At 56.4% G+C, this 12,159-nt stretch carries 13 protein-coding genes and 1 riboswitch; of the genes, 7 read left to right on the forward strand and 6 right to left on the reverse strand.

Annotated elements, in window-relative coordinates; translation table 11 throughout:
- The first annotated feature begins 314 nt into the window (after positions 1-314).
- Both purH and purD read left to right on the forward strand, forming a co-directional pair.
- Positions 315-1,904 (forward strand): bifunctional phosphoribosylaminoimidazolecarboxamide formyltransferase/IMP cyclohydrolase, encoded by a 1,590-nt coding sequence (gene purH, locus N6G83_RS50150; protein ID WP_024531033.1) that lies wholly within the window; start codon positions 315-317, stop codon positions 1,902-1,904.
- Positions 1,905-1,953: 49 nt separating this feature from the next.
- Positions 1,954-3,237, forward strand: coding sequence for a phosphoribosylamine--glycine ligase (gene purD, locus N6G83_RS50155; protein ID WP_024531032.1), 1,284 nt, complete (start codon positions 1,954-1,956; stop codon positions 3,235-3,237).
- Positions 3,238-3,288: 51 nt separating this feature from the next.
- On the opposite strand, the gene N6G83_RS50160 is transcribed toward purD, so the two are convergent.
- From N6G83_RS50160 to nudC, 6 genes are all read right to left on the reverse strand, one after another.
- The gene (locus N6G83_RS50160) at positions 3,289-3,927 is read right to left on the reverse strand and encodes a DUF1481 domain-containing protein (RefSeq protein WP_029711974.1); all 639 of its coding nucleotides are present in this window, start codon (positions 3,925-3,927) and stop codon (positions 3,289-3,291) included.
- A 67-nt stretch (positions 3,928-3,994) separates the two neighbouring features.
- Positions 3,995-4,270, reverse strand: a complete 276-nt coding sequence (hupA, locus tag N6G83_RS50165) for a nucleoid-associated protein HU-alpha (RefSeq protein ID WP_021182173.1) — start codon at positions 4,268-4,270, stop codon at positions 3,995-3,997.
- Between the two features lie 189 nt (positions 4,271-4,459).
- A complete protein-coding gene (locus N6G83_RS50170) occupies positions 4,460-5,050 on the reverse strand; it encodes a YjaG family protein (protein WP_021808056.1) in 591 nt (196 codons plus the stop codon).
- A 51-nt stretch (positions 5,051-5,101) separates the two neighbouring features.
- Complete coding sequence (gene nfi, locus N6G83_RS50175) at positions 5,102-5,785, reverse strand: deoxyribonuclease V (RefSeq protein ID WP_024531030.1); 684 nt, start codon at positions 5,783-5,785, stop codon at positions 5,102-5,104.
- A gap of 16 nt (positions 5,786-5,801) precedes the next feature.
- Positions 5,802-6,866 carry a uroporphyrinogen decarboxylase gene (gene hemE, locus N6G83_RS50180; RefSeq protein WP_024531029.1) on the reverse strand — a complete coding sequence of 355 codons (1,065 nt, stop codon included), beginning with the start codon at positions 6,864-6,866 and terminating at the stop codon, positions 5,802-5,804.
- A gap of 37 nt (positions 6,867-6,903) precedes the next feature.
- On the reverse strand, positions 6,904-7,671 hold the full coding sequence (gene nudC, locus N6G83_RS50185; protein WP_211134658.1) for an NAD(+) diphosphatase: 768 nt from the start codon (positions 7,669-7,671) through the stop codon (positions 6,904-6,906).
- Between the two features lie 101 nt (positions 7,672-7,772).
- Here nudC and rsd point away from each other — a divergent pair, with 101 nt between their 5' ends.
- From rsd to thiS, 5 genes are all read left to right on the forward strand, one after another.
- A complete protein-coding gene (gene rsd / locus N6G83_RS50190) occupies positions 7,773-8,288 on the forward strand; it encodes a sigma D regulator (protein WP_211134657.1) in 516 nt (171 codons plus the stop codon).
- Between the two features lie 104 nt (positions 8,289-8,392).
- Positions 8,393-8,515: riboswitch (TPP riboswitch) on the forward strand.
- Between the two features lie 117 nt (positions 8,516-8,632).
- Entirely contained in the window at positions 8,633-10,576 is a 1,944-nt protein-coding gene (gene thiC / locus N6G83_RS50195) for a phosphomethylpyrimidine synthase ThiC (protein WP_248006595.1), read from the forward strand.
- A complete protein-coding gene (gene thiE / locus N6G83_RS50200) occupies positions 10,569-11,222 on the forward strand; it encodes a thiamine phosphate synthase (RefSeq protein WP_024531025.1) in 654 nt (217 codons plus the stop codon). The genes thiC and thiE overlap by 8 nt, the downstream gene beginning before the upstream one ends.
- Complete coding sequence (locus N6G83_RS50205; protein ID WP_024531024.1) at positions 11,212-11,961, forward strand: HesA/MoeB/ThiF family protein; 750 nt, start codon at positions 11,212-11,214, stop codon at positions 11,959-11,961. Before thiE ends, N6G83_RS50205 begins: the two co-directional genes overlap by 11 nt.
- Entirely contained in the window at positions 11,958-12,158 is a 201-nt protein-coding gene (thiS, locus tag N6G83_RS50210) for a sulfur carrier protein ThiS (protein ID WP_024531023.1), read from the forward strand. The genes N6G83_RS50205 and thiS overlap by 4 nt, the downstream gene beginning before the upstream one ends.
- The last annotated feature ends 1 nt before the right edge of the window (position 12,159 follow it).

Below are 12,159 nucleotides of genomic sequence, written 5' to 3' on the forward strand. Positions count from 1 at the left end.
GTTCCACGCAGGCCGCAACAGGTATTTTCAACAAAAATCACCGTTTGCTGCATTCCACAGCAAAACCCGTCCTTATACCCGGTTATGCACTAACTTATCCACAGAACGCATTTGGTCGGAAAATTTACGAGCGCCACGCAAACGTTTTCGCTACAATTCCCCGCGACGAAACAATCCCCGTTTTTATCGGGGCGCTACCTGAATCTGTTCCTGTCCTTCTCTATATAGGAAGAAATCCCCTCTATATAAGAAGCAACAAGGTGGAGATCCACGTAACGCTCTTTTATTGCGACTCAAAGCCAAGGGATAAAACCATGCAACAACCTCGTCCAATCCGCCGGGCCCTGCTCAGCGTGTCCGACAAAGCCGGAATCGTTGAATTCGCCGAAGCCCTCTCCCAGAGAGGCGTCGAATTACTCTCTACCGGTGGCACTGCCCGCCTGCTGGCCGATGCCGGTCTGCCTGTTACCGAAGTTTCCGACTACACCGGCTTCCCGGAGATGATGGACGGACGAGTCAAGACCCTGCACCCGAAAGTGCACGGTGGCATTCTGGGCCGTCGCGGCCAGGACGATGCCATCATGGAACAACATGCGATCCAACCGATCGATATGGTTGTGGTAAACCTGTATCCCTTCGCGCAAACCGTAGCTCGCCCAGATTGCTCGCTGGAAGATGCCGTAGAGAATATCGATATCGGTGGCCCAACCATGGTGCGCTCGGCCGCCAAGAACCATAAAGACGTGGCCATCGTGGTCAAGAGCAGTGACTACGCCGCAGTGATCACCGAGATGGATAACAACAACGGTTCACTGTTGTACCCAACCCGTTTCGACCTGGCTATCAAAGCGTTTGAGCATACCGCCGCCTATGACAGCATGATCGCCAACTACTTTGGTACCCTGGTGCCAGCCTATCACGGTGAGACCGAACAGCCTTCCGGCCGCTTCCCACGTACGCTGAACCTGAACTACATCAAGAAGCAGGACATGCGTTACGGTGAAAACAGCCACCAGCAAGCTGCCTTCTATATAGAAGAGAATGTGCAAGAGGCCTCCGTGGCCACCGCCGACCAGCTACAGGGTAAAGCACTTTCCTACAACAACATCGCCGATACCGATGCGGCGCTGGAATGTGTGAAAGAGTTTGCCGAGCCGGCCTGCGTGATCGTCAAGCATGCCAACCCTTGTGGCGTGGCTATCGGTGAAAACCTGTTTGCTGCCTATGAGCGCGCCTACCAAACCGACCCAACCTCAGCCTTTGGCGGCATTATTGCCTTCAACCGTGAACTGGATGCCAAAACGGCACAGGCGATCATCAGCCGTCAGTTTGTTGAAGTCATCATCGCGCCAAGCATCAGTGAAGAAGCACGTACTCTGCTGGCAGCGAAACAGAACGTACGCGTGCTGGCCTGTGGCCAATGGCAACAGCGCGTCGCCGGGCTGGACTTTAAGCGCGTCAACGGTGGTCTGTTAGTGCAGGATCGCGATCTGGGTATGGTGACCGAAGCCGATTTGCGCGTGGTATCCGAACGCCAGCCAACCGCTCAGGAGCTGCGTGATGCGCTGTTCTGCTGGAAAGTGGCCAAGTTCGTCAAATCCAACGCCATCGTTTATGCACGCGACAACATGACCATCGGCATAGGCGCCGGGCAGATGAGCCGCGTTTACTCCGCCAAGATCGCCGGGATCAAAGCCGCTGACGAAGGGCTGGAAGTCAAAGGTTCCGCCATGGCATCCGACGCCTTCTTCCCGTTCCGTGACGGCATTGATGCGGCTGCAGCGGTTGGTATTACCTGCGTGATCCAGCCGGGTGGTTCGATTCGTGATGATGAAGTGATTGCGGCGGCCAACGAACACGGCATCGCGATGATTTTCACCGACATGCGCCACTTCCGCCATTAATCCCTTTTGCTGCGTGCGCTCAATGCGCACGCCGTTTATGGAGCACCTGATGAATATTTTAATTATTGGCAACGGCGGGCGTGAACATGCGCTGGCCTGGAAAGCGGCCCAATCGCCATTGGCAGATAAGGTTTACGTTGCACCGGGTAATGCGGGCACCGCATTGGAAAGCAATCTGACCAACGTCGATATCGCCCCAACTGATATCCCGGCGCTGGTTGCCTTTGCCAAGGACAACGCCATCGGTCTGACCATCGTAGGCCCGGAAGCGCCGCTGGTGATCGGTGTGGTAGATGCCTTCCAGGCTGCCGGGTTGAAAATCTTTGGCCCGTCACAGGCTGCAGCACAGCTTGAGGGCTCCAAAGCCTTTACCAAGGATTTCCTGGCTCGCCACGCGATCCCAAGCGCTGCATACCAGAACTTTACCGAAGTGGAGCCCGCCTTGGACTACGTACGCCGCCAAGGCGCGCCGATTGTTATCAAGGCAGACGGCCTGGCGGCAGGCAAAGGCGTGATCGTCGCGATGACGTTGCAGGAAGCCGAAGATGCCATTCAGGATATGCTGGCAGGCAATGCGTTTGGCGACGCTGGGCATCGCATCGTGATCGAGGAGTTCCTGACAGGCGAAGAAGCCAGCTTTATCGTCATGGTCGATGGCGAGAATGTGGTGCCAATGGCCACCAGCCAGGATCATAAACGTGTCGGTGACGGCGATACTGGCCCGAATACCGGCGGCATGGGCGCCTACTCGCCAGCGCCAGTGGTGACGGATGAAATCCACCAGCGCGTAATGGAGCAGGTGATCTGGCCAACCGTGCGCGGCATGGCGGCGGAAGGCAACACCTATGTCGGCTTCCTGTACGCTGGCCTGATGATTGCTGAGGATGGTCAACCCAAGGTGATCGAATTCAACTGCCGCTTTGGCGACCCGGAAACTCAGCCGATCATGCTGCGCCTGCGCTCCGACCTGGTTGAACTCTGCCTGGCAGGGGCTGAAGGCAAGCTGGATGAGAAGACTTCCGAGTGGGATGAACGCCCTGCTCTCGGCGTGGTGTTGGCGGCCGGCGGCTATCCTGCGGATTATCGCCAAGGGGATGTGATCCACGGCTTGCCTCAGCAAGAAGATGCCAATGGCAAAGTGTTCCATGCCGGAACGCGTATGCAAGGGAATGACGTTGTGACCAACGGCGGGCGTGTGCTTTGCGTTACGGCTTTGGGCGCAACGGTGGCTCAGGCTCAGCAGTTAGCCTATCAGCTAGCGGAAGGTATTCAGTGGCAAGACAGTTTCTGCCGCAAGGATATTGGTTACCGTGCTATCGCACGCGAGCAGTAACAGCTAGTTGAGATAACAGCCAGGCTCTGTTCGCAGAGCCTTTTTTATGCGCTAAAGGGTATCTTTGGTGGGTTCCCAACTGCAGAAATCATTATTTGCCACCAATAACAGCTCACGACCTTCCGGCCCATCCAACCAGGCTACGTTCACTGGCTGACTGCTGTTGGCCGCACGCCGCATGATCCACTCTTCAGCCTGTTGGTCCAAACCTGGCTTCACGACTTCGCCGTTACACAGCTTCACCGCGCCTTGCTGCCAGTGCCCCTGTAACAGTCGAACTCGACCTGCATTAAGCGCATCGCTCAATTCCAGTATCCGCCGTGCCTGATATTGATAGAGCACGACTTCATCGTTGGAGAGTTTCTGGCGCTGAGTGGCCAGTTGGCGCTGCATAAAGCTGACAGTACCATTGGCGGTAAAACGCAGTTGAATGGAGTCGCGATCGCCATCGGCATCGGTGCGTTTGATTTGGTACAACACGCCATGTTGATATTCATACAGCGTTGTGACGGTACCCGGCCCGCGATAAGGGCTGTAGACGCTCAACAGCGCCACAGGCTGCTGCTGGCCGTCATCCATCCGCCACACACGCATTACCCCCTGGTCGGCCACAAAGCCGCTGGCGGTAAAGGTTGGCGGGGCAGAATGGAAACTACAAGCACTCAAGGCAGCAACAACCGTAACCGCCATGAGTGCCCGTTGAATAAACAAAAGGGGCGCCGACGCCCCCCTGTTTAAACCTTTCACTAACACGCGATTAAGACTTGACCGCGTCTTTCAGTGCTTTACCAGAAACGAACGCAGGCACGTTAGCTGCTGCGATTTTGATTTCTTTACCAGTCTGTGGGTTGCGGCCAGTGCGCTCGCTACGATGGTTTACCTTGAAAGTACCGAAACCAACCAATTGTACTGCATCACCTTCTTTCAGGGACTCAGTAATGGCAGCCAGGGTAGATTCCAGAGCCAGCTTAGCTTGAGCCTTGGAAAGGTCAGCCTTCTCTGCGATTACATCAATCAGTTGAGTCTTGTTCATAAGTTATCCTTACAGTGTGTTTATCGTTTGCAAAGCATCGAGTGCGACGGATATGCCGATGGACAGCACTCTCCTGCATACACGCACCGATAGCCACTTTTTTTTCGCCCCCCAAATGTAGACCAGACAGGGTGCGGATGTGAAGCCTTAAGGCACGACAAATCAGACGTTAAATCACGTTTTCTTGCCTTATTGCGTTAAATTTATCCCAATGTTACTCACCGCGGCCTCTCGCAGGTCAGATCGTAACCCTTTGATCAGATCCAGATCACGCTCTTCGCAGGCGGCCAACAGGCGGAAAATCTCCCATTGAATGTCCCATTCTTCCTCAACGGCAGGCAGAATTTTCAACTCTTCGTCGGTCATTTCTTTGCCAGCCTGGGTCATTTCCAACATCGCCACGGTGCGAATTGAGGTTTCGCTGATGGCAATGGCGTGCTCCAACGTCTCTCCGCTGAGGCGCGAATGGATCAATTCCCCTAATGCAATGCAGGCATCAATCGCTGGGTAAACGCCGTAAAGATCGTAATCTTCTGCCGACGGGATCGCCTCTTCCAACTTTTCCAGTTGGCTGTCAAAGTTGACCTTGGCGTCTTTCACCACCAGCGTTTCCCAGACCAAGTCCAGGATACGGCGATAAACAGCCGGGTCGCCAAACTCCGTCTGCAGGCAGAACATCTGGTAATTCGGGTACATACGCTCGCACAGGCAGGCCATAAAGGTCAAATGCTGCCAGCTTTCCAGCTTTTCCAAGCGTAAATGAATCGGGTTACGTAGCATTGTCTACTCTCTTACTCATTATCTGCCGCGCAGTGTACCCGAAATCGCTCATTACGACACCTCTGGATGCTGCTGTAACCAGCGTACAAAGGCCGGGCGGCGTGAGGCAATGGCATCGGCCCACCGCGTGGGCTCCGGCAAACGGTAGCCTGCCATGCAGCGTTGCACCCAAGCCAAGGCGCTGTTGGTGCTCACGCGATGGCCCGTGGCGATAAATAACGGATTACAGCGCTCTTTGCTGCGCCATACCCATCCCAACTGTTCACCCTTGTCCTCCAGCGCGGCCAGCGAGCCAACGGTAGCGTCCAGCGGGGAAAATTTACCACATAAACGCTTCTTGGCCACGCCAATGGTCGGCACGTTGACCAACAGGCCAAAGTGGCTGGCAACCCCCAGGCGTCTTGGATGGGAAATACCGTGGCCATCGACAAAGATCAGGTCGGGTTTCTGTTGCAGTTGCTCCCAGGCGGCGATCAGCGCAGGGTACTCGCGAAACGAGAGAAATCCGGGGATATAAGGCATGGTGGTGCTGATACGAGCGATTTGATACTCCACCAGCTCGAGTGAAGGATAGCGCAGGATAGCAATGGCGGCGCGTGTTACCGCACCCTCTTGTTCAAAACCGACGTCCGCACCGGCGATAAACGCCGGTGGGTCTTGCAGAAAATCATCGTGACGAATGACTTCCCCGGCGCGCCTTAGCTGTTCGGCGCGCAGAGCCTGAGTATCGATCACAGCGTCTCCTTGCGGTTTAGCGGTGGTATTTGGCCGACAGCGCATGCACCGCTTCAACGAAGGCCCCGGCGTGTTCCGGTGGCACATCTTGATGAATACCGTGGCCAAGGTTGAAGACATGACCTTCGCCCTGGCCAAAACCGGCCAGAATGGTTTCCACTTCCTGGGCGATGCGTTCCGGTGCGGCATACAGCATGGAAGGATCCATATTCCCCTGTAGCGCGACTTTATCGCCCACACGGCGGCGCGCGTCGGCAATATCGGTGGTCCAATCCAGGCCCAGCGCATCGCAACCCGTGGCCGCCATCGCTTCCAGCCACTGGCCGCCGCCTTTGGTGAACAGCGTCACCGGCACCCGGCGTCCGTCATTTTCACGCAGCAGGCCATCGACAATTTTATGCATATAGTGCAGTGAGAATTCGCAATAATCACGCCCCGTCAGCACGCCGCCCCAGGTGTCGAACACCATTACGGACTGCGCCCCGGCCTTGATCTGGGCATTGAGATACAGGATCACGCTGTCCGCCAGTTTATCCAGCAGCAAATGCAGCGTCTGCGGCTCGGCATACATCATTTTCTTCAGCTTGGTGAATGCCTTGCTGCTGCCGCCTTCAACCATATAGGTCGCCAACGTCCATGGGCTGCCGGAGAAACCGATCAGCGGCACTTCACCCTTCAATTCACGACGGATGGTGCGCACCGCGTTCATGACATAGCCCAGTTCATCTTCCGGATCGAATGCAGGCAGCTTCTCTACATCGGCACGGCAGGTGATTGGCGAAGAAAAACGCGGACCTTCCCCGGTTTCGAAATAGAGCCCAAGCCCCATGGCATCGGGAATGGTGAGAATGTCGGAGAACAGGATGGCGGCGTCCAGCGCATAACGACGCAGGGGCTGTAATGTCACCTCGCAGGCCAGTTCGGCATTTTTGCACAGCGACATGAAATCCCCGGCCTGAGCACGGGTGGCTTTGTACTCTGGCAAATAACGACCGGCCTGGCGCATCATCCATACAGGGGTGAGATCCACCGGCTGGCGCAGTAGCGCACGCAGGTAGCGATCGTTCTTCAACTCATTCATTTCTTGGGCTCCCTTGATTATCTGCCGCCATTGTACATTATTCTGCCCGACACAGCGCCACGGTGTCCTCGATCAGGCGGCGCGCCACGGTACCAGGCGGTGGCAGCAGCGGCAGTTGGTCATAGCGATACCAGCCCGCATTGAGCAACTCTTTCGGATCGTGGAGCAGTTCGCCGCTCTGATACTCGGCCATAAACGCCATCATCAGCGAATGAGGGAACGGCCAGGGTTGCGAGGTCACATAGCGCAGGTTGGTAATGGCAATATTGCTCTCCTCCATCACCTCGCGCGCCACGGCCTGCTCCAGGGTTTCCCCCACCTCGACAAACCCCGCCAGCACGGTATGGATGCCACCACGGTGGCGCACATGCTGTGCCAGCAGGATCTCATCATTGCGGCGGATGGCGACAATCACGCAAGGGGCAATCTGCGGGTAATAACGTTCGCGACAGTTATCACAAAGACAGGCGCTTTCGGTTCGGCTAAGGTGCATCTCATGACCGCAGTAGCCACAGAACCGGTGCGAGCGGTAAAAGTCGGCCAGCTGTACGCCGCGCCCGGCCAGTTGGAACAGGCCACGATCGAGACTGAGCAGTTGCCGCACCGATCCCATCTCTTTCGGCATCGGTTGGCGCACCAGCCAGACCGGTGCTCCCTCCCATTCGCCAATCTGACGAGCCGGTCGGCCTTGCAAGGAAAATAATGCGGCAGAACCAAACGGCAATTCACCGTTTGGTAACCAAATTTTGCTTTCATGGCTGACGATCCACCAGCCATTTTCGTTACCCGTTAATGCAAGTTCCATATGTTGTTGCACAACCTCTGCTTCACTGGCAATCTAGGAATGCTCTTTGTTACATTTTATTAACTTACCACTTTTTCTTTCTCTTACACACGGAGTCAATCATGCTAAACCGATTGGAAAGCCTGACTCAGCGCGTTGGTGGCAGTAATGAATTAGTCGATCAATGGTTACAGGCCCGCAAACAGCTGCTGGTAGCCTATTGCAGTCTAGTCGGCATTAAACCCAACAAAGAAAAGCATACGCCGCTCAATGAAAAAGCGCTGGAGAACTTTTGCCAGAATCTGGTGGATTATCTCTCTGCCGGGCATTTTCACATTTATGACAAAATTATCAAACAAGTGGAAGGCTCTGCCAGCCCCAAGATGGCGCTAGCCACCAAGTTCTACCCAAAATTACAGGGCAATACTGAAATCGTGATGGCGTTCCATGACCGCTACACCGAAGTCGTTATCGATCAGGACGTGTGTGAAGAACTCAATCAGGCACTGTCAGATATCGGCGAAGCCCTGGCGTCACGTTTCGCTTTGGAAGATCAGTTGATCCAGCTGGCGACAGAAACCTGGCAGCAGGGCCAACCGGGCACCACGAATACTGAATCTATGTCTCATCCAGCCTAATTATCCCCCTATAGATTTCAAGTCGTAGCCAGGCGGTCAACAACGCTACGGCTTGAAAGATGACGGGGGAGGGCTTGTGGTTTTTGTTGACCCTCTTATACTGAGGGCTCTTGTCGGAGTGCCTAGCGCTGATTTTTCATCAAATTAGCCAGGCTGAGACCGTTAATTCGGGATCCGCGGAACCTGATCGGGTTAATACCCGCGAAGGGAACAAGAGTAATCTATCGCCATAGGCAAGATGCTCCCACCAGGGGCTGTGCCTGCCTTACCGGCTACCATCATTACTCCCTCCGAGCTCCAGACAAGCAATTTTCCACACATCACTACACTGATAGGAATTTGCTATGTCTACCGTGAACCAACCTCGTGCCCGTAAACAACAGCGTGACCAGGCGCAAGATTTTATCGACTCTCTGCAAGGCGTTACCTTCCCCAACTCACAGCGGATCTATCTCGCTGGCTCGCGCAGCGATATCCAGGTACCGATGCGTGAGATCCAGCTCAGCCCGACGCTGATCGGCGGCAACAAAGATCAGCCCCAATATGAACAGAACGAACCCATTCCGGTGTATGACACCGCAGGGCCATATGGTGATCCGCAGGCGGTGCTCGACGTACATCGTGGCTTGGCAAAAGTACGAGCGAGCTGGATCGCCGAACGTGCCGATACCGAAGCGTTAAGCGGCGTCAGTTCCGGCTTCACACAGCAACGACTGGCCGATGTTGGGTTAGACCATCTGCGCTTTGAGCACCTGCCGCTGCCCCGCAAAGCCTTGCCGGGTAAATGTGTTACGCAGTTGCATTACGCTCGCGCCGGTATTGTCACCCCAGAGATGGAATTTATCGCCATTCGCGAAAATATGGGCCGTGAGCGCATTCATGGTGAAGTGCTGCGCCACCAGCATCCTGGCCAGAGCTGGGGCGCAAATCTACCGGAAAACATCACGCCGGAATTTGTGCGCCAGGAAGTGGCCGCTGGCCGCGCCATCATCCCCGCCAACATCAACCACCCGGAATCCGAGCCGATGATTATTGGCCGTAATTTCCTGGTGAAGGTAAACGCCAATATCGGCAACTCGGCGGTCACCTCTTCGATTGAAGAGGAAGTCGAGAAGTTGGTGTGGTCAACCCGCTGGGGCGCTGACACCGTGATGGATCTCTCCACGGGCCGTTATATCCATGAAACCCGCGAATGGATCCTGCGCAACAGCCCGGTGCCGATTGGTACAGTGCCGATCTATCAGGCGCTGGAAAAAGTGAACGGCGTGGCGGAGAACCTGACCTGGGAAATGTTCCGCGATACCCTGCTGGAACAGGCTGAGCAAGGCGTCGATTACTTCACCATTCACGCCGGGGTGTTGCTGCGCTATGTGCCGATGACCGCCAAACGCCTGACCGGCATTGTCTCCCGTGGCGGCTCGATCATGGCGAAGTGGTGCCTGTCGCATCATCAGGAAAACTTCCTCTATCAGCACTTCCGCGAGATCTGCGAAATTTGCGCCGCTTACGATGTCTCGCTGTCACTCGGCGACGGCCTGCGCCCGGGTTCGATCCAGGATGCCAATGACGAAGCGCAATTCGCTGAGCTGCATACGCTGGGTGAACTGACCAAGGTTGCCTGGGAATATGACGTGCAGGTGATGATCGAAGGCCCTGGCCACGTGCCGATGCAGATGATCCGCCGCAACATGACCGAGGAGCTGGAACATTGCCATGAAGCGCCGTTCTACACGCTGGGGCCATTGACCACCGATATCGCTCCGGGTTACGACCATTTCACCTCAGGGATCGGCGCGGCGATGATCGGCTGGTTCGGCTGCGCGATGCTTTGCTACGTGACGCCGAAAGAGCATCTGGGGCTGCCTAACAAAGAAGACGTGAAGCAGGGGCTGATCACCTACAAGATCGCCGCTCACGCCGCCGACTTGGCAAAAGGCCATCCGGGCGCACAGATCCGCGATAACGCCATGTCCAAGGCGCGCTTTGAATTCCGTTGGGAAGATCAGTTCAACCTGGCGCTGGATCCACAAACCGCCCGCGCCTATCACGACGAAACGCTGCCGCAAGAATCCGGCAAGATCGCCCACTTCTGCTCCATGTGTGGGCCGAAGTTCTGCTCGATGAAGATTTCCCAGGAAGTGCGTGACTATGCCGCCGCACAAGAGGCTGCCAAACCGATCGAAGTGCAACTGACCGGGATGGAGAAAATGTCGGCTGAATTCCGCTCACGCGGCAGCGAGCTGTACCACAGTGCGGCCAATTTGCAGGAGGAGATAAATAATGACTAACCTCACCTCTCCCTTCCCTGCAACACCGCACAAGCTGGGTTTATACCCGGTCGTCGACAGTGTTGAATGGATCGCCCGCCTGCTGGAGGCAGGCGTTACCACTATCCAACTACGCATCAAAGATCTGCCAGACGAGCAAGTGGAGGCCGATATTGCCGCCGCTATTGCCCTTGGCAAGCGCTATCAGGCCCGGCTGTTTATCAATGATTATTGGCGGCTGGCGATCAAACATGGGGCCTATGGCGTACACCTGGGCCAGGAGGATTTAGACACCACCGATCTGGCGGCCATCCATCGGGCAGGACTGCGTTTGGGCGTTTCCACCCATGACGATGCCGAGCTGGCCCGGGCGATCGCCGTCAAACCTTCCTATATCGCACTGGGGCATATCTTCCCAACGCAAACCAAGGAGATGCCCTCTGAGCCGCAAGGCTTGGCCGAGTTGCAACGCCACGTCGCCGGATTACAGCAGTATCCAACAGTAGCCATTGGCGGGATCAGCATCGAGCGCGTCCCCGCCGTGCTGGCCTGCGGCGTTGGCAGCGTGGCCGTGGTCAGCGCCATCACCCAGGCATCAGACTGGCGCGCCGCTACGGCAACGCTGCTGCAACTGATTGAAGGCAGGGAGTCATGCGATGCTCAATGACCAAGAGTTCTTGCGCTACAGCCGGCAACTGCTGCTGGAAGACGTCGGCCCCGAGGGGCAGGAAAAGCTGACACAAGCCACGGTGCTGATCGTCGGATTAGGAGGATTAGGCTCTCCGGCAGCGCTGTATCTGGCTGCCGCTGGCGTTGGTACCTTGCTGTTGGCCGATGATGACCAGCTCCACCTCACTAATCTGCAACGGCAAATTCTGTACCGCACCGGTGATATCGGCACCAACAAGGCTCAGTTGGCAAAGCAGCATCTGCAAGCGCTGAACCCTCTGGTGGAGTCGATCGCGCTGGAGCAACGCCTGCAAGGGGCAACGCTGAGCGATGCGGTCGCCCGTGCCGATCTGGTGCTCGATTGCAGCGACAACATGGCCACCCGTCATGCGGTGAATACCGCCTGCATCCAAGCCAGCGTGCCGTTGATCAGCGGCAGCGCGGTGGGGTTCAGCGGCCAGTTGCTGGTTATCGAACCGCCCTATGCCCATGGCTGTTATGCCTGCCTCTACCCGGAGCAAACCGAACCGCAGCGCAACTGCCGCACGGCGGGCGTGCTCGGCCCGGTCGTTGGCGTGATCGGCACGCTGCAGGCGCTGGAAGCGATAAAAATGCTGGCTGGAATACCCTCCTCCCTTAGCGGCAAGCTGCGCCTGTTCGACGGCAAGCAGCAAAGCTGGAGCACCCTGCAACTGAGTAAGGCCAGCACCTGCCTCCACTGCGGAGAGCCAGCATGAAGATTACGCTCAACGATCAACCGCTGGAGCTGGAGCAGCCGTTAAGCATCGGCGCGTTGCTCGAACGGCTGGAACGCCACCAGCCAGGCTGCGCCTTGGCGATCAATCAGGTCATCATTCCACGCAACGACTGGGCCACCCGTCAGGTGCAGGACGGTGATGATATCTTGCTGTTTCAAGCGATTGCCGGAGGCTGAC

The organism is Serratia sp. PL7, assembly GCF_945957435.1.